Annotated in this window: 17 protein-coding genes; 2 read left to right on the forward strand and 15 right to left on the reverse strand. The window is 47.3% G+C overall.

Annotated elements, in window-relative coordinates; all coding sequences use genetic code 11:
• Nucleotides 1-15 precede the first annotated feature (15 nt).
• Together rapZ and murB are read right to left on the reverse strand one after the other, a co-directional pair.
• Complete coding sequence (gene rapZ, locus CIB36_RS06305) at nt 16-873, reverse strand: RNase adapter RapZ (RefSeq protein WP_093988674.1); 858 nt, start codon at nt 871-873, stop codon at nt 16-18.
• Nucleotides 874-894: 21 nt separating this feature from the next.
• Nucleotides 895-1,803, reverse strand: a complete 909-nt coding sequence (gene murB, locus CIB36_RS06310; protein WP_229408205.1) for a UDP-N-acetylmuramate dehydrogenase — start codon at nt 1,801-1,803, stop codon at nt 895-897.
• A 174-nt stretch (nt 1,804-1,977) separates the two neighbouring features.
• On the opposite strand from murB, the gene CIB36_RS06315 reads away from it, so the two are divergent.
• Nucleotides 1,978-2,934 carry a TIGR01212 family radical SAM protein gene (locus CIB36_RS06315; RefSeq protein ID WP_093988675.1) on the forward strand — a complete coding sequence of 319 codons (957 nt, stop codon included), beginning with the start codon at nt 1,978-1,980 and terminating at the stop codon, nt 2,932-2,934.
• Nucleotides 2,918-3,460 (forward strand): class I SAM-dependent methyltransferase, encoded by a 543-nt coding sequence (locus CIB36_RS06320; RefSeq protein ID WP_203226433.1) that lies wholly within the window; start codon nt 2,918-2,920, stop codon nt 3,458-3,460. The genes CIB36_RS06315 and CIB36_RS06320 overlap by 17 nt, the downstream gene beginning before the upstream one ends.
• Nucleotides 3,461-3,555: 95 nt before the next feature.
• Here the strand turns inward: CIB36_RS06320 and CIB36_RS06325 are convergent, their stop codons facing one another.
• From CIB36_RS06325 to mutL, 13 genes are all read right to left on the reverse strand, one after another.
• Nucleotides 3,556-4,161: an N-acetylmuramoyl-L-alanine amidase family protein gene (locus tag CIB36_RS06325; protein ID WP_158662600.1), complete on the reverse strand. Its 606-nt coding sequence runs from the start codon at nt 4,159-4,161 to the stop codon at nt 3,556-3,558.
• Between the two features lie 104 nt (nt 4,162-4,265).
• Nucleotides 4,266-5,078 carry a Cof-type HAD-IIB family hydrolase gene (locus CIB36_RS06330; protein WP_093988678.1) on the reverse strand — a complete coding sequence of 271 codons (813 nt, stop codon included), beginning with the start codon at nt 5,076-5,078 and terminating at the stop codon, nt 4,266-4,268.
• An 11-nt stretch (nt 5,079-5,089) separates the two neighbouring features.
• Nucleotides 5,090-6,022: an RluA family pseudouridine synthase gene (locus CIB36_RS06335; protein WP_093988679.1), complete on the reverse strand. Its 933-nt coding sequence runs from the start codon at nt 6,020-6,022 to the stop codon at nt 5,090-5,092.
• Nucleotides 6,019-6,525 carry a signal peptidase II gene (gene lspA, locus CIB36_RS06340; RefSeq protein ID WP_093988680.1) on the reverse strand — a complete coding sequence of 169 codons (507 nt, stop codon included), beginning with the start codon at nt 6,523-6,525 and terminating at the stop codon, nt 6,019-6,021. The genes CIB36_RS06335 and lspA overlap by 4 nt, the downstream gene beginning before the upstream one ends.
• A 71-nt stretch (nt 6,526-6,596) precedes the next feature.
• Nucleotides 6,597-9,380: an isoleucine--tRNA ligase gene (gene ileS / locus CIB36_RS06345; protein ID WP_093988681.1), complete on the reverse strand. Its 2,784-nt coding sequence runs from the start codon at nt 9,378-9,380 to the stop codon at nt 6,597-6,599.
• 100 nt (nt 9,381-9,480) lie between these two features.
• Nucleotides 9,481-10,290, reverse strand: a complete 810-nt coding sequence (locus CIB36_RS06350; protein WP_093988682.1) for a DivIVA domain-containing protein — start codon at nt 10,288-10,290, stop codon at nt 9,481-9,483.
• A gap of 16 nt (nt 10,291-10,306) precedes the next feature.
• The gene (locus CIB36_RS06355) at nt 10,307-11,068 is read right to left on the reverse strand and encodes a YlmH family RNA-binding protein (protein ID WP_093988683.1); all 762 of its coding nucleotides are present in this window, start codon (nt 11,066-11,068) and stop codon (nt 10,307-10,309) included.
• A gap of 3 nt (nt 11,069-11,071) precedes the next feature.
• Nucleotides 11,072-11,518: a cell division protein SepF gene (locus tag CIB36_RS06360; RefSeq protein ID WP_093988684.1), complete on the reverse strand. Its 447-nt coding sequence runs from the start codon at nt 11,516-11,518 to the stop codon at nt 11,072-11,074.
• 21 nt (nt 11,519-11,539) lie between these two features.
• Nucleotides 11,540-12,259 (reverse strand): YggS family pyridoxal phosphate-dependent enzyme, encoded by a 720-nt coding sequence (locus CIB36_RS06365; RefSeq protein ID WP_229408206.1) that lies wholly within the window; start codon nt 12,257-12,259, stop codon nt 11,540-11,542.
• On the reverse strand, nt 12,231-13,442 hold the full coding sequence (locus tag CIB36_RS06370; RefSeq protein WP_093988686.1) for an HlyD family efflux transporter periplasmic adaptor subunit: 1,212 nt from the start codon (nt 13,440-13,442) through the stop codon (nt 12,231-12,233). Before CIB36_RS06370 ends, CIB36_RS06365 begins: the two co-directional genes overlap by 29 nt.
• 12 nt (nt 13,443-13,454) lie before the next feature.
• Entirely contained in the window at nt 13,455-13,694 is a 240-nt protein-coding gene (hfq, locus tag CIB36_RS06375; protein ID WP_093989014.1) for an RNA chaperone Hfq, read from the reverse strand.
• An 86-nt stretch (nt 13,695-13,780) separates the two neighbouring features.
• Nucleotides 13,781-14,722 (reverse strand): tRNA (adenosine(37)-N6)-dimethylallyltransferase MiaA, encoded by a 942-nt coding sequence (gene miaA / locus CIB36_RS06380; RefSeq protein ID WP_093988687.1) that lies wholly within the window; start codon nt 14,720-14,722, stop codon nt 13,781-13,783.
• Nucleotides 14,723-14,743: 21 nt separating this feature from the next.
• Nucleotides 14,744-16,708 (reverse strand): DNA mismatch repair endonuclease MutL, encoded by a 1,965-nt coding sequence (gene mutL, locus CIB36_RS06385; RefSeq protein ID WP_158662601.1) that lies wholly within the window; start codon nt 16,706-16,708, stop codon nt 14,744-14,746.
• Nucleotides 16,709-16,719 lie beyond the last annotated feature (11 nt).

The raw sequence follows: 16,719 nt of genomic DNA on the forward strand, positions 1-16,719 counted from the left end.
AAAAACAAACCTTTCCTATTTGCTGATGTCACGGTGGTTTACCGTAACTTTCCGGTTCTGGTCAAGCAGATGGCGGTAAACCATCTCCGCAAAGGTGACCGACCGGTGTTTTCCCCCGGTACAGCCCATCGCAATGACAAGCTGGCTTTTTCCTTCGGCAACATACAAGGGAATCAAAAAGTCGATCAGGTCAATCAGCTTTTTCAAAAGCTCCTGCGACTGCGGCCAACTCATCACATATTCCTGTACCTCTGACGTGATCCCTGTTTTAAATTTTAATTCCTTAATATAAAAGGGATTCGGCAAACAGCGCACGTCAAACACCAGGTCCGCCTCACTGGCTGGACCGTATTTAAAGCCAAAAGACATACAGTTGATCAGCATTCCGGTAGAAATATTGTCCAAGAAAATAGCTGTCACCTTTTCCTTTAGCTGGATCGGCGCCAGATGAGTCGTGTCGATGACATAATCTGCCCTTTCCCTTGCCGGACGCAGCATTTCCCGTTCTTTCTGGATCGCCTGTTCGATCGAGGGCGTGCCCTCGTCAAACAGCGGATGCTTTCTTCGGGTTTCCTTGTAACGGCGCATCAAAACATCGTTGGAGCAATCCAAAAACAACAGCTTATGTTCGATCCCCCGTTCTACCAGTAGGTCCATTTCACGGTAAAATTCCTGAAAGAGCCGGCCGCTTCGCGCGTCTACGACCACTGCCATTTTATTGATATTATTTTCACTTTGGGACGCCAGCTCTGCAAATTTGCTGATCAGCATTGGCGGCATATTGTCCACGCAGTAAAATCCAATGTCCTCCAAGGTGTCGATCATCCGGGATTTCCCAGCGCCGGACATCCCTGTAATTATCAGCATTTCCATAATTTTGGCCTCCACTTTCTTTTAAAAACCGATTCGTTTTACTTCACATTCCAAGGTAAAGCCGGTTTTTTCTTTTACAGTTTCCTGAATGATACGGATCAATTCCAATACATCGGCACAGGTAGCGCCGCCCCTGTTGATGACAAATCCGCTGTGCTTTTCACTGACCTGCGCCCCGCCGACTGTCCTGCCTTTTAACCCGCAGTCTTCGATCAACTGCGCGGCATAGGCTCCCTGCGGGCGTTTAAAGGTGCTGCCCGCGCTCGGATATTCCAGCGGCTGCTTTGATTTCCTCCTTGTGTAAAAATCGTCCATTGCGGTGCGGATCTTTTCCGGCTCTTCCGGCCGCAAAGAGAACCCCGCCCCTACGATCACGTTCGCAGTATTGGTAAAAAAGCTGTGGCGGTAGGAAAAATCCAGCTCCGTTAAATATTTCCGGCACAGCTTCCCAGTTTCGTCCACATAATCGGCGTAGGAAACCGCATCTTTCATCTCCCCGCCGTAGGCTCCCGCGTTCATGTAAACGGCTCCGCCCACTGTTGCAGGAATCCCATAGGCAAATTCAAGCCCGGACAAACCATGCTTCTGTGCAAAAACGCACAGCCCCGCAAGGCTGACCCCCGCCTGCGCATAAACGGTCGTTTCGTTTTCCAAATAGATCTCGGAAAAATTATGATGAAACCAAATGACTGCCCCGTCATAACCGTCGTCCGAAACCAGCATGTTTGAACCGTTCCCAAGAATCAGGTAAGGGACGTTTTCCTGCTTACAGCTAACCACTGCCTGTTCCACCTCCTGCACCGTATGGGGAAGGAGCATCAACGGGCACGGCCCTCCGATTTTAAAGGAGGTGTACTGCGACAGGCTGATATTTTCTTTATATTCTATATTCTGCTGTTTTAACAGCATAGCAAGCGTTTCTTTCATCATATTAGTACCTTTCAAGAACTTTTTCTCATTATTATAATTATACTGGAATTTCTAAAAATAATCAATTTAATTCCCATAAAATATTTGTAAACCGCTTTCCCCAGCTTGCCTTTGCTTTCAGGACAGGCTATAATAGATTCGGTATCAAAATTTTATGCTGAGAAAGGCTGGATTATGAAGTCACCTTTTCCTTATTCTGATGATAACAAGCGCTACCATACCTGGAATTATTACTTGCGGCATCAATTTGGCGGCAAAGTTTTTAAGGTTTCTTTAAACGCGGGATTTACCTGCCCAAACCTTGACGGAAAAAAAGGCGTGGGCGGATGCACCTATTGTTCTTCCGCCGGCAGCGGCGATTTTGCCGGGAATCCCGAAACGCCTTTACACAAGCAATTTGACGAAATAAAACACCAACTTCATCAAAAATGGCCGCAGGCGCAATACATTGCCTATTTTCAGGCGCACACCAACACTTATGCCCCTTTGCCGGTTTTAAAACGGTGCTTTGAAGAGGCGCTCGCCTACCCCAACGTTGTGGGCTTAAGCATTGCTACTCGCGCAGACTGCCTTAGCCCGGCGACCGCCGATTATCTGGCGCAGATCAACCAGAAAACCCATCTGATGGTGGAGTTGGGGCTGCAAAGCGTATTTGATGAAACCGGCGAACGGATCAACCGCTGCCACTCGTATCAGGACTTTTTAAAAGGGTATCGTCTACTGACTCAACGGGGGATTCGGGTGTGCGTCCACCTGATCAACGGCCTGCCCGGCGAAACGCACGAAATGATGCTTTATTCCGCGCGGACCGTCGCCGCTTTGCGTCCCCATTCTGTCAAGCTTCATTTGCTGCATGTACTCAAAGGAACACAAATCGCAAACGAACTGGAGCGCGGGGACTTTTCCCTCCTCAGCCTAGAGGAATATGTACAGATCATCTGCGACCAGCTGGAGGTATTTTCTCCACAAACGGTAATCCAGCGGGTCACTGGCGACGGAAAGAAAGAGGACCTGGTTGGGCCGCTGTGGAGCTTAAAAAAATTTGTGGTGATGAATGAAATCGACAAAGAGCTTCTGCGGCGGAACAGCATGCAGGGAAAGGAGTGGAACAACATTGGAACGGATTCTTGATTTTGTCAAAACGTTGCTTCTCCCTCATGTAAAGCCAGCGGGGAACTATCTTGATTTTACCATGGGAAACGGGCATGATACCCTGTTCTTGGCCCAGCACACCCAATCTGTGGTAACGGCGTTCGACATTCAGCCTCAGGCTTTAGCCTCCACCCAAAAGCGGTTGGAAGAACACGGTGTCAGCAACGTGCGTCTGATATTAGACAGCCACCACCGTTTTTTAGAATATGTCAATGACCCGATTGATGCAGCGGTCTTTAACCTAGGTTATTTGCCCAATGGGGATAAATCAGTCACAACCCTGCCTCAAACTACCATGCAGGCAGTATCTTTAGCAGTGAATAATCTGTGTAAAGGTGGTTTGCTTGTCATTGTTTTATATCCCGGCCACCCGCAGGGAAAGCTGGAAAGCGAACTGATCGAACCGTTCTGCACCTCCTTAAACGCAAAAGAATATGATGTTTTAAAATACGACTTTATCAATAAATCCTTACCGCCCTATATTTTAGCGGTATTGCGCAAATAAAGGCCATTCTATACCAAAACACCCCCTTGTGTATCACACAAGGGGGTGTTTTACTGTTTTTACCGAAGCGCTCAAAATTGGAACAGATTTTCCAATCAAATTTTGCTTTCATCAAAGGGAATTCCAAACGTCTTCATAATTCCCCTTGCGATCGCGACCGCATAATCATGCAGGTGATCATCGAAAAACTGGTTATCCACTTCATTTTGCATGAATCCAAGCTCTACCAGACAGCTCGGCATCTCAGATTCCCGGTTAACTGAATAATCCGCATTGGAATGGTTTTCCCGGTATCCGAATTTGACGCCCCGGTTTTCCTGGATCCCAGCTTTCTCTAACTCAGTTAAGATATTATTAGCCAAGGTAGTGTCTGGTTCCGGCTGTGTATGCTCCACCCAGATCTCTACTCCTTTTCCGCTTCCGCTGTTACGGTGCAGGGAAACAAATACAGAAGCCCGATACCGGTTTGCAAGGTCTGTCCGTTCTTTCAAACCGATATTATCGTCACCGTCGCGGGTCATCAAAACTTTTTGCCCTTGGCGTTCCAGTACATTGCGCACCTCCTTCGCAATGCGCAGCGTATCGTCCTTTTCTTGACGGCCTTCATAAACAGCCCCGGTATATTCCGCGCCGTGCCCCGCATCCAAACAGATCGCCCCTTTGGAATAATGGGCAGCTCCCGGCTCTCTTATGAAAAGCATAGTCAACAGAACACCGCATAAAATCAATAGCAACAATAGCAAAATAGCCTGCCGTTGTCTTCTTTTTCTCAAACAGCTTTCAGACCATATTTGTTTTTTCGAGATCATAATTCTTTCTCCATGATGCGTTTCACTACCTGAGCAATCCCATGTTCGTTGTTAGAGGCCACCACAAAGTCCGCGTATGCTTTCACATCATCCGGTGCGTTGTCCACTGCTGCCGCAACATCCGCGGCCTCCAACAAGTGGATGTCGTTGTAATAGTCCCCTACCGCATATACCTTATGATTTTGAAGTTGTTCTAATTCCAGCAAAATTTTTAAGGAATCCCCTTTCGAGGTATTCTTGGGAAGCATTTCACAATAACAGGAGCTGGAAGTGACATAGGTCACATCAGAATGTCCCTGCTGCTCTAAAAAGCTGCAAAGTCCGGGCAGTTCATCAGGCTCCATGGCATAAAGCACCTTGTACCACTCATCCGGGATCTGTTCTACCGGCGCCACCGTATGTACTAAATGTTCATGCTCCATATGGTCGCAGATCTGCTGGTTCATTTTGGGGATAAAGATCTCTTTCCCCAGCAAAATCTCTACTCCCAGCGAGTCAAATTCCTGTACTGCCTGTGTCACATATTCCTTGGCGCTGGCTGGCAGGATCGAATTCCACAGAATTTCATCCCGGTCCGGACGGTATAAGACAGCGCCGTTATTGAGCACCACCGCGCAGTCCGGATGCAGGCTTTGATGATATGGCAGATAGGAGGGGATAGAACGGCCGGTCGCTATGGTAAACTTTCCTCCCAAAGCCCGGAATTCCTCCAGTGCATCTAGATTTTCCCGGCTGACAGTCTTATCCGTCCTCAACAAAGTATCATCCATATCTGTGATCAATAATATATGGGATAACGGCTTTTTCATCCTGCGCCTCCTTATTTCCTTCCCAATCCCCGTAAAAAGGCCTGAAAATATTCCGGCAGCGGGCTGTCAAACTCCATCCATTCCTTAGTCGTGGGATGAATGAACCCCAACTTTTTAGCGTGCAGACACTGTCCCTGTAATGAGGTGATCACCTTTTTCGGCCCGTAAACCGGATCGCCTGCGACAGGGCACCCCAAATACGCCATATGCACACGAATCTGGTGGGTCCTGCCGGTCTTTAGACGAAACCTCAGATGGGAAAACCCTGAAAATCGTTCCAACACCTCAAAATAAGTGACTGCCGGTTTAGAATTCTGGTCTGTTACGCACATCTTTTTCCGGTCTACTTTGGAACGGCCAATCGGCAGGTCAATCTCCCCGCTCTCCTCTTTCGGCGCGTGATACACGACCGCCTCATATTCCCTCAGAAAGCTGTGCTCCTTGATCTGTTCCGCCAGAAACAAATGTGCCTTGTCGTTCTTTGCGACCATCAAAAGGCCGGAAGTATCCTTGTCGATCCGGTGAACGATCCCGGGACGGATCACCCCGTTGATTCCCGAAAGGCTGTCCCCGCAATGATACAGAAGGGCATTAACCAGCGTTCCCTCATAATTTCCGGGAGCCGGATGAACCACCATCCCCTTCGGTTTATTTATCACCAGCAGGTCAGCGTCCTCATATACGACCTCTAACGGAATATCCTGCGCATTGATCGTCAGTTCCCGCGGCATAGGAAATTGTACGACCAGCATTTCTGCTCCTTTTAGCTTATAGTTTTTAGGGAGCGGCTTATCCTTTAACAATACATTTCCCGATTCCAGGAGTTTTTGCAGGCTGCTGCGCGTACGCTCGGGAAAGATCTCTGACAGAAATTTATCCAGCCTTTTCCCCTGATCGGAATCCAGGCATTCTATTGTTTTGACCGATTCAAATTCCTGATTCATTTTGATGTTTCCTGTGTCTTTTCATCCGTTTTTTTGCGTCCCTCAATGAATAAAAAATAGATAATGATCATGATCGTTCCGATCACGACCAGACAATCCGCAAAATTAAAGATCGGGAACTGGATAAAGCGGACATGCACATAATCCACAACGTATCCTCGGAAGATCCGGTCGATCAAATTGCCGATCCCGCCGCCGATAATCAGCCCAACAGCCCACATCAGCATGGCGGAACGGATGCGTCCGGCCAGTAACAGCACGATCAAGCCCAAAATCAAAAGACCGGTGATCCCGACCAATAAGAACTTTTTCCCCTGAAAAATCCCAAAGGCGGCGCCCCTGTTCTCCAAATAAGTTAGATTCAGTACGCCATTTATCAGCGGCAGAGTTTCTATGCCGGACAAAAACTGGATCGCCAGATATTTAAACAACTGATCTAGGCCGATCGCAACTAAGGCTGCAAATAAAACGAAATAATTTAGATGTTTTTTGATGATATTCATGCTATTTCTCCTGTGACAATATAGAAATTGCCGTTATACAGCGGTTCTGATAACGGCAATTTAAAGTATCCTTAGTTTTTCATCACGCCCGCACAGCGCGCGCACAGTGTTGGGTGTTCTGCATCTTTTCCAACGCTGTCGTCATAAACCCAGCAGCGCTCACATTTTTCGCCTTCCGCTTTGGTAACTGTTATCGAAAGCCCTTCGGTTTCACCGGAAAATTCCCCGGTCCCGTTTAACACTTCGACCTGAGAGCAAATAAAGATCGTTTTCAGTTCTCCCTTCACCCCAGACAGGAATGTGAACAATTCCCCGTCACAATACAAGGTCACCTTTGCATCCAAGGATTTTCCGATCAGCTTCTCGCTCCGCTTTTCTTCCAAAGCTTTCTGAACATCTCCGCACACTGCATAAATGCGGTTCCACTTATCCATAAACGCCTGATCCACAGAAAGTGCAAACGGTTTAGACATCTGGTTAAACAGAACATTTTCCGCATCATCTTCTTTGGAATGCGGCATTGCTTTCCAGATCTCATCAGAAGTATAAGCCAAGATTGGAGCCAGTATCTTTGTTAAGGTGTTCAAGATCAGATACATCGCAGTTTGTGCAGAACGGCGTAAAGCTCCCGCTGGCGCTTCACAATATAACCGGTCCTTGATGATGTCAAGATAGAAGTTTGACATATCAACAACGCAGAAATTATAAATAGCGTGATAAACAACATGGAAATCCAACGCCTCGTAACCTGCATTGACCTTTTCAATCAGAGTATTCAAACGGGTCATTGCCAGCTTATCCAGTTCTTCCAACTGATCTAAAGCAACCATATCAGTATCCGGATCAAAATCAAACAGGTTCCCAATGATATATTTTGCAGTATTCCTGATCTTGCGGTAGGTATCGCTCAGCTGTTTCAGGATTTCCTTTGAAATTCTAATGTCGGCATGGTAGTCGGAGGAAGCAACCCACAAACGCAGAATATCTGCGCCGTACTGCTGGATGATCTCATCCGCTTCAATCCCGTTGCCCAGGGATTTAGACATCTTTCTGCCTTCCCCGTCTACAACCCAGCCGTGGGTGCAGACCGCCTTATAAGGCGCGGCGCCTTTCCACGCAACCGAGGTCAGCAAGGAGGACTGGAACCATCCACGGTACTGGTCAGCACCCTCTAAATAAAGGTCAGCCGGCCATTGCAGGTCATCGCGTTCCGCCAAAACAGCTGCGTGGCTGACTCCGCTGTCAAACCAAACGTCCATAATGTCTGTTTCTTTGATAAACTCCCCGCATCCGCATTCACATTTCACACTGTCCGGGATAAATTCGCTCGCCTCTTTTTCAAACCAAGCATCTGCCCCTTCTTTGCGGAACAGGTCGGAAATCGCCTTGATCGTTTCGTCATTGACGATCATTTTCCCGCAGTCCTTGCAGTAAACGATCGGGATCGGCACGCCCCAAGAGCGCTGACGGGAAATACACCAGTCGCTGCGGTCACGGACCATTCCTTCGATCCGTCCTTCGCCCCATTCTGGGATCCATTTCACATCATGGATCGCTTGAATCGCCTCATCCTTAAACCCATCGACCGAGCAGAACCACTGTTCTGTTGCACGGAACAGGACGGGCTGTTTACATCTCCAGCAATGCGGATATTGGTGGATGATCTTCTGCAAAGCAAACAAAGCGCCGATTTCCTCTAATTTAATTGCGATCGCTTTGTTAGCCTCATCGGTGGTTAACCCGGCAAATTCTCCAGCTTCCTCAGTCAGTTTCCCAACCGAATCAACCGGAACGATGATCGGGATCTCCGGATAATTTTTGCAGACCTCAAAGTCTTCCACACCGTGTCCGGGTGCTGTATGAACGCAGCCAGTACCGCTTTCCAAGGTGACGTGATCCCCATAGATCACCAACGATTCCCGGTTCATAAACGGATGTGCGACTTTCATATATTCCAGTTCTTTTCCTAAGAAAGAACCCTCTGTTTCATAATCTGTGATTTTGGCTGCTTCCATAGTCGGAGCGACCAGTTCTTTCGCCATTACATAGTATTCGCCGTTTGCCTTTACCAAGGTATACTCGTATTCCGGCCCAAGGCAGATCGCTACGTTGCCCGGCAACGTCCATGTCGTAGTGGTCCAGATCACAAAGAAAACATCTTTCGGGTCAACACCCATATTAGAGAAGAATCCCTTGTCGTCTGTTACCCGGAATTTTACATAAATAGAATGGCACGGATCGTTGGCGTATTCAATTTCAGCTTCCGCCAACGCGGTATTACATTCAGGACACCAATAAACCGGCTTTAACCCTTTATAAATGAAATCACGTTTTGCCATCGCGCCGAATACTTCGATCTGTTTTGCCTCAAATTCTGGGCGCAGAGTCATATACGGATTTTCAAAGTCCCCAATGACTCCCAAACGTTTGAATTGGTTCGTCATAGAACCAATAAAGGAAGTTGCAAATTCCTTGCAGATCTTTCTCAGTTCCACTTTGGAGATCGAGGCCGGGTCAACACCGTCTTTTTTCAGTGCTTTCAGTTCGATCGGCAGACCATGGGTATCCCACCCCGGAACATACGGGGCTTTAAAGCCGTTCATATTTTTATATTTGATGATAAAATCCTTGAGCACCTTATTTAACGCAGTACCCATATGGATATTCCCATTTGCATACGGAGGGCCGTCATGCAAAATGAACAAAGGTTTCCCTTCATTCTTTTCCATCAATTTCTGGTATAAGTCCGCCTCTTCCCAAGCGTTCAACATATCAGGCTCACGCTTCGGAAGATTCCCCCGCATAGGGAACTCAGTCTGCGGTAAGTTCAGTGTTTGATTGTAATCCTGTGCCATTCAACAAAACTCTCCTTAAGTAAATCTTTACCGAAATAACAAGTACCTGACAGCAAAAATGCCGGCAGGTTCCTGTTTTCCATATCAGACAACGATTCCCTTAGGAATTGCTGCCAAATTTTAATTCCCCAAATTTACTGACCTGCGGCTCGGCAGCTTCAGCCGGCGCTTCCTTCACTTCTGCGGAAGTTTCTGTTGCAGCAGTATCGATCGTTTCTTCTTTGACCGTTACATCTGCCGGCAGATCCTCATGCTGTTTTTCTTCCACTTTCTGCTGGTAGATGTTTTTCTGCAGCTCGCGTACTTCTTTTTCTTCTTCCGTTTTGTCAGAATTCATATCATCCGGCAATTTCTGGATCAGGTCAATATGGGTGCGGTAAATATCCAACAATTCTTTTTTGAATTTAGAAACTTCTCTCTGCGTTCTCAAAAGGATCGTCTGTTCTTTTTCAATTTCATATCTGCTGGTACGCAGAGTATTTTCGATGTTAGCTTTTGTTTCAGCCATCATACGTTCAGATTCTGCCTTTGTTTTCGTCAGCAGTTCCTGAGAAAACGCCTTCGCTTCTGTTACCATTTTTTCCGCGTCAGCTTTTGCGGCAGCAGACAGAGCATCCGCCTTTTCCTGCGCTTCGGTGGTAATCGTGTCAGCTTTTTCCTGCGCATCGCCAATGGTGGCTTTCGCAAGTTTCTGAGCGCCCAGTAAAGCATCCTGCAAACTTTCTTCATCTTTTTTATATTCTTCTACTTTGCGCGCCAGAACTTCCAGCTTTTTCATCATGTTTACTTTGTCTGCTTCCAAAGATTTTACATAGTTAGAAACTTCAGCCAAGTATCCTTTTACAACGTCCGGGTCAAAGCCTCTTCTTACTACGTCAAAATCCTTAGCCATAATTTCATTGCTGTTCATTATGGTGTTGCCCCCTTTATATGTATTTGTGCATCATAATATAGTATCTGCCTTTTTTCGTTTCCCGGATCTCTTCCCCGAGAATATATTTGCCAAAACCGCGCACAGAAATGACATCGCCCGGCTTGAGCATCTGTGAAGCAGAAGAGATCTCCTGATAATTCACAGCTACTTTTCCGGCTTCAATCAGCTGTACGGTTTTCGACCGACTTAATTTGGTAGCAAGCGCAGCCACACTGTCGATCCTTAAAGAAGCCACAGTACCGCTTTGCTCTTCAAATTCCTGCTGGACCTGTATGCTGGGAGATTCTGTTTCACAAACAGCCACCCCAACACGGCCGATCTTGCGCACATTATTTAAGATATAATCCGCTGTGCTTTCTCCGACCGCAATAGAACAGAGCCCTTCTCCAACCGCAATATCGCCAACCGTTTCCCTTTTGATCTGAAGCGCCATCAAGGACCCAAGAAAGTCCCGGTGCGTCAGAGTATCGCTCTTCCGATATGTGAAAGAAAGGTACCGGATCGGAAAAGAAAGGTCCTCTATTTGCAGATAATCCGGATACACGCAAAGCATCTTTCGTTTTGCTTCCTTAAAACCACCGTAAAAATGGTAATGCTCACATTGGTGTTTCTTCAGAATGCCCAGCGCCAGCATCTGCTGATGCTCGTCCAGAAACAAAGAATACTTCGGGTAATTTTTATCCGTTGCGGCCGCGATCATATTCTGAACGCGAGCGGAAAAAATTTCATCCGCTTTTTCTGTTTTCGAATCCATCCATTAAAAATATACGCCGCTGTTTTCCAGCTCGTCCAACAGATCGCCCATAATATCTACATTATACGGAGTAATAATAAAGGTGCTGTTTGCAACGCGTTTGATCTGTCCGTTATTTGCGTAAGCCACACCGCTTAAAAAGTCTACCAGTCTTCTGGCCAGTTCCTTGCTGGCAGATTCCAGATTTAAAACAACAGTGCGTTTGTTATTCAGATGGTCTGCGATTCCGCTTGCATCTTCAAAGTGTTCCGGCTTTACCAAAACAACCTGAAGCTGTGTCGTTGCGTGGATATTGACCACCTTGTTCTTTTTTGTAGAAACTGTCATTTCTTCATAGTCGTAATCTTTTTTAGATTCCGGAGCACTGGAATTCAAAATGTCCATTTCATCTTCAAATTCTTCGTCTTCCGGCGGGACAAATATGTCTCTGATCTTATTTACAATGCTCATAAGTTTAAACCTCCAGCAATTTTAATTCTGATAGTTTCTATGTCCAAACAGCACAGTACCCAAACGGACAATATTCGACCCGTACTGAATAGCCTGTTCAAAGTCCGCAGACATCCCCATGGACAATACACTCATATCTATATTATCTAATTTTTTCCCTTTAATGTCAACAAATAATTTCTGGATATTGTAAAAAAATTTCTCAGATTCCCCCTTTGGAGGGATACACATCAATCCTTTTATGGAAATATTGGATAGTTTCGACAATTTTTCCAGATTTTCCACCAAATTATTTGGCTCAAATCCGCTCTTGCTTTCCTCATTTCCAATATTTACTTCCAGCAAAACCGGCATTTTTTTCTGTTTTTTCCCCATGATCCGGTCGATCTCTTCCGCCAGTTTATAAGAGGACACCGATTCGATCATTGTAACCGTATCTGCCAGGTACTTTACTTTATTCGTCTGAAGATGGCCGATAAAGTGAACTTCTGCTTTTCTTAAATCATAAGACTCCCGCTTAGACTGAAATTCCTGTACCCGGTTTTCGCCCAGCAAGTCTATCCCTTCCTGAATCGCCACATTCACTAACTCGGCGGGAACGGTCTTGGTAACCGCCATTACCCGAACCTCCTGAGGGGATCTGCCTGATTTTATAAATGCTTCCCCCAACCGGCTGCGGATCCGTTTGATGTTTTCCCGGATTTCTTCCGGGCTACATTGGTTTCCCATCATATAACTCATCTTTTCCTTCAATAATGACTTCGTCATATAACTGTAAAAATCCGTCTTCATCGGACATTTTACTGATTACATAATCATCTGTGCTGTAAACGATATCGATCTTCCGAAAGCGGACCACCCGGCCTGAATTGATGTAAACGCCAGTTTGTCCGTCTTTCATCCGCACAGCCTCCCGGTCAACCCGCAGACCCTTTCCGCTGCCAAAATAAATGACCGGTTTTTCCTTGCGCAGATCAATAATATCTTCATTCATAATACTGCTGCTCAGCAGGACCGAACTAGTTTCTTCCTCTAGGTTTTTGTTGATCTTTTCCACCTTTGCCTCGATCCTATTGGAGCTACCGCCAGAAAAAACAAGAGAAACCTTTTGTCCTTCCTTCAGCTTTTCCAAATCCTTTGTTTTCACTAAAGCAGCAAATTTCCAATCGGTGGATGCAACCATCTTCCCAACCGCATTTTGAGGCGCAAAACCAGCTTTTGTGTTTTCCAGCAGATCGGTGATCGCATCAACAGAAAGCTCGTCCAAAGATTCTGGAGTGATCACCCCTTCATATCCGTCCAGAGCGCTGGTAAAATACCCTGCGATCGGTGCCTTGACCGTTTCCCCCTCCGGGACCTCCAAAGCTTTGCGCTCGGTCTGCAAGGAGGAAAGCTCCTCCCCAAAATTAAGCTCTGGAGCCAGCGCTTTTTCCTGTTTCAAAAGCTGTTTTAAAAATTCACTGGAACGGTCGGAAAGCTCCGAATATTGACCCTGACTAATCAGATACACCAAATCGGACTGCTCACGCTCTACTGCCGAATGGATGCTTTGCAGATCCGTACCGGAACTGTTGGTAAGCGTCTGCAATTCCTGTAAAACAGAAATCTTTTCATCAAGCTGTTTGGCATACAAATTTTTGGAAACATCCGCCTCCGATTGGTAAATGGTCCCCACCACTGAACCTTCCACAACTTTTTTTGCATTGTGGTATTCATACTGGATCACCCCATCGTGCTCTTTGCTGATCACTTCCTCATTTTTCAAGAGGACCCCCTCCAGCTCCACCTCATCGACATACTGGTATACTTCTGTCACCTCGGTTTGATAAGGGGTATAAAAAAAGTGATAGATCTGATAGCCAAAATAGATCAATGCGAAAACAGCAAGGATCAGGGCAACTACCCTTGTCAATTTATTGCTCATGAATCAGCGTTCCTATTCTTCGTTATTCTGTTCCGCATCTAAAATCGAAATTGGGCGGGAAGGTACGACGGTGGACATCGCATGCTTATACACCAGATTCTGGCGGCCGTCACAGTCCAAAATCACAATATAGCTGTCAAACCCTTTTACGATCCCCCGAAACTGAAATCCATTCGTCAAGAAGATCGTCACAGGTACTTTTTCTTTCCGGGCCTGATTTAAAAATACATCTTGTAAATTTAAGTTCTTCATTTGATACCGCAAGGGAACCATTCCCGTTGCTCAGACCACCTTTCTTTTAAAAATTATACCTATAGTATTCATTTTTCCTTATTCTATCACAGATTGAAAAAAGATTCTACATATTTTTGAGAATTTTTTATAACATCCTCAAATGTACCGCATTCATCAATATAAACCCAATGGATTTGGGGATTCCGCCGAAACCAAGTCAGCTGCCGCTTGGCATAGCGCCGGGATTCCTGCTTGATCTTCCCGATACATTCGTCCAGCGAAGCCGCTCCGTCAAAATAAGGCTTTAATTCCTTGTACCCGATGGCATTCCAAGCTGTTTTTAAATGTTTGGAGAAAAGAACCTTTCTGGCCTCTTCTAAAAGTCCGGCCTTCATCATCAAATCGACCCGAAGGTCGATCCGGTCATACAAAAACTGCCGGTCCGTGGCGTTCAGACCGATCATGCAGGTTTCGTAGGGGGAAGGTTCCCGCCGGCTTTCTTCCTTATGCTGGGTCAGGGTCTTCCCGGTAAGCCGGTAAACCTCGACCGCCCGCACCAATCGCACAAAGTTATGCGGATGGATCTGTTCCGCTGCCTGCGGGTCGATCCGGCAAAGGGACTCGTAAAGTTCCTTCCCTTGATCTTTTTTCGCCTGCCGGTAAAGCTCTTCCCGCAGCCGAGGGTCCTCCGGCTGTTCCGAAAAGGTCACATGCTGGACCACCGAGTCGATATAAAGCCCGGTCCCGCCAGCTAAAATCGGCAGATGTCCCCTCCCGTGTATCTCACGGATCTTTTCCCTTGCCAAAGAAACATAATCAGAAACAGAAAACGCCTCTTCCGGATCCAGACAGTCGATCAAATGGTGGGGGATCCCCGCCATCTCCTCCACTGTCGGCTTTGCCGTCGCAATATTCATTGTCCGGTAGATCTGCATGCTGTCGGCGGAAATGATCTCTCCCGAAAAACGCTTTGCCAGTTCTACCGCCAGCCGGGTCTTCCCGGAAGCAGTGGGACCTACCAACGCCAAAAGCTTTATTTTCTGCATCCGAATGTTCCTTTCCTCTGATCAATTGTGACGCCCGAATTTTTTTTCGATCTCATATTTTGTCATGGTGATCCCTACAGGGCGTCCGTGTGGGCAATGACGGATCTTATGGTCAAAATACACCTGCTGCGCCAATTCCTGAAGTTCTTCCGGGGTGTTGTCCTCATTCGCTTTTATCGCCGCCCGGCAGGCCATAGAGTGCAGCAGATCGTCAAACACCTGCGGGGTCACATCTATTTTACAAAGTAAAATATTTTTTGCTAAGTCTTCCATGATCTCCCCTAAGGGATACCGGCTTAAAACGACCGGCGCTTCGGTCACCTGAAGCTTTCCGTCCCGCTGTGAAATATCAAAGCCCATTTGGCGCAATAAATCCCGGTGTGAGAGCAGCGCGTCCGTTTCCTCTGTGGAAAGCGCGGCGGGAACCGGTGCCAGCAAAAGCTGGGACTGCTTTAAATGGATTTGTTTTTTCAGCTTCTCATATAAGATCCGCTCGTGCGCCGCATGCTTATCAAGCATAATGAACAGGTCTTCTGTTTCAAAGAGAATATAGGTCTTGAACACTTCTCCGATCATGCGGATCACGGGCGTTTCTTGTTCCGGTTCCGGCTGAGGCGGCGCAGCTTCCGGAATGATGGTTTCCGGCTCCTGCTGCTCCTGTTTTTGAAAGTTTTCCCGTTTTAAAAAAGAAAATGCAGCTTCATCAAACACCTGCTTTGGGGCAGACTGCGGCGCCGGCGATACTGGAACGCTCCGCTTAGGAGCTTGAAAATCATATTCTTGTACCGGCTCCTGCACGGTCATTTGCGGTGCGGCGGGTGTCGCGGGATATTCCCGCACTTTCAGCTTACCGGGGGGCAGGGAGGTTTCTTTAACCGGATCGGCCGGTTTTGGCGGCACGGAGGGCGATGCCGGGAACTGCGTTTGCCGCGTCGGTTTCTGATAAAAGGTGCTTAGCAGCTCCGGACGCTGGGATTTGGACTGGGATTTTAGAATATCCTCCTGCTCCAGCGCGGATTTTACCGCAAAGTAAATCGCCTCGAACACTGGGCGTTCCTGTACAAAGCGGATCTCGATCTTTGCCGGGTGGACGTTTACATCGACCAGACTGTAATCGATTCCCAATTTTAATACACAGGCCGGGAATTTTCCCACCATGATCGAGTGCTTGTATCCTTCTTCCAGCGCGGCCATCCCCGTGCGGGTTTTCACATATCTGTCATTGACAAAAAAATGCTGCATGGAGCGGTTTGTCCGGGAGCAAGCCGGTTTTGTGATAAACCCGCTTACCCTGATCCCATTGTGCTGATAATTCACCGGCAGCAGCCCTGCCGCAAAATCCTTTCCAAATACCGAATAGATCGCCGAACGCAGATCACGGTTGCCGGAAGTATGCAGAACCATTTTGTTTTCCTTGATCAGCTTCACCGACACTTCCGGGTGGGAAAGGGCGATCTTTTCCACGATTCCCTGAACCGCGTTCCCTTCAGAAAAGTCCTTTTTCAAAAACTTTAAGCGCGCCGGGACATTGTAAAATAAATCCCGCACGATGATCGTTGTGCCGTTGGGACAGCCCGCCTCTTCCAAAGTGCCATTCTCCCCGCCCTGGATCAGGTAACGGCTTCCCAGTTCCTGCCCGGCGGTCTTGGTGATCAGTTCCACCTTGGCGACCGCGCAGACAGAAGCAAGCGCCTCCCCGCGGAAGCCCAAGGTTGCAATATTCGTCAAATCATCTTCGGTGCGCACCTTACTGGTTGCATGGCGCAGAAATGCCGTCGGCACATCCTCCCTTGCAATTCCGATCCCGTTGTCAGTGATCCGGATAAAACCGATCCCTCCCTGCTTGATCTCTACAGTCACGGCGCTTGCCTTCGCGTCGATCGCGTTTTCCAGCAACTCCTTAACGATCGAAGCCGGGCGTTCAATCACCTCGCCCGCCGCGATCAGTTCGGAAACTGATTTATCCAGCACCTGTATTTTAGCCATTGGTACGCACC

It is taken from the genome of Massiliimalia timonensis (genome assembly GCF_900186585.1).
Classification (GTDB): Bacteria; Bacillota; Clostridia; order Oscillospirales; family Ruminococcaceae; genus Massiliimalia; species Massiliimalia timonensis.

Excerpts from the sequence above, each read along its gene's own strand:
- CIB36_RS06355 (WP_093988683.1), bottom strand. The coding sequence starts at position 11,068 with ATGGATTCGAAAACAGAAAAAGCGGATGAAATTTTTTCCGCTCGCGTT.
- murB (WP_229408205.1), bottom strand. The coding sequence starts at position 1,803 with ATGATGAAAGAAACGCTTGCTATGCTGTTAAAACAGCAGAATATAGAA.
- CIB36_RS06325 (WP_158662600.1), bottom strand. The coding sequence starts at position 4,161 with ATGCTTTTCATAAGAGAGCCGGGAGCTGCCCATTATTCCAAAGGGGCG.
- lspA (WP_093988680.1), bottom strand. The coding sequence starts at position 6,525 with ATGAATATCATCAAAAAACATCTAAATTATTTCGTTTTATTTGCAGCC.
- CIB36_RS06350 (WP_093988682.1), bottom strand. The coding sequence starts at position 10,290 with ATGAACAGCAATGAAATTATGGCTAAGGATTTTGACGTAGTAAGAAGA.
- hfq (WP_093989014.1), bottom strand. The coding sequence starts at position 13,694 with ATGAAGAACTTAAATTTACAAGATGTATTTTTAAATCAGGCCCGGAAA.
- CIB36_RS06365 (WP_229408206.1), bottom strand. The coding sequence starts at position 12,259 with ATGAGTTATATGATGGGAAACCAATGTAGCCCGGAAGAAATCCGGGAA.
- miaA (WP_093988687.1), bottom strand. The coding sequence starts at position 14,722 with ATGCAGAAAATAAAGCTTTTGGCGTTGGTAGGTCCCACTGCTTCCGGG.
- CIB36_RS06360 (WP_093988684.1), bottom strand. The coding sequence starts at position 11,518 with ATGAGCATTGTAAATAAGATCAGAGACATATTTGTCCCGCCGGAAGAC.
- CIB36_RS06335 (WP_093988679.1), bottom strand. The coding sequence starts at position 6,022 with ATGAATCAGGAATTTGAATCGGTCAAAACAATAGAATGCCTGGATTCC.
- mutL (WP_158662601.1), bottom strand. The coding sequence starts at position 16,708 with ATGGCTAAAATACAGGTGCTGGATAAATCAGTTTCCGAACTGATCGCG.
- CIB36_RS06330 (WP_093988678.1), bottom strand. The coding sequence starts at position 5,078 with ATGAAAAAGCCGTTATCCCATATATTATTGATCACAGATATGGATGAT.
- CIB36_RS06315 (WP_093988675.1), top strand. The coding sequence starts at position 1,978 with ATGAAGTCACCTTTTCCTTATTCTGATGATAACAAGCGCTACCATACC.
- CIB36_RS06370 (WP_093988686.1), bottom strand. The coding sequence starts at position 13,442 with ATGAGCAATAAATTGACAAGGGTAGTTGCCCTGATCCTTGCTGTTTTC.
- rapZ (WP_093988674.1), bottom strand. The coding sequence starts at position 873 with ATGGAAATGCTGATAATTACAGGGATGTCCGGCGCTGGGAAATCCCGG.
- ileS (WP_093988681.1), bottom strand. The coding sequence starts at position 9,380 with ATGGCACAGGATTACAATCAAACACTGAACTTACCGCAGACTGAGTTC.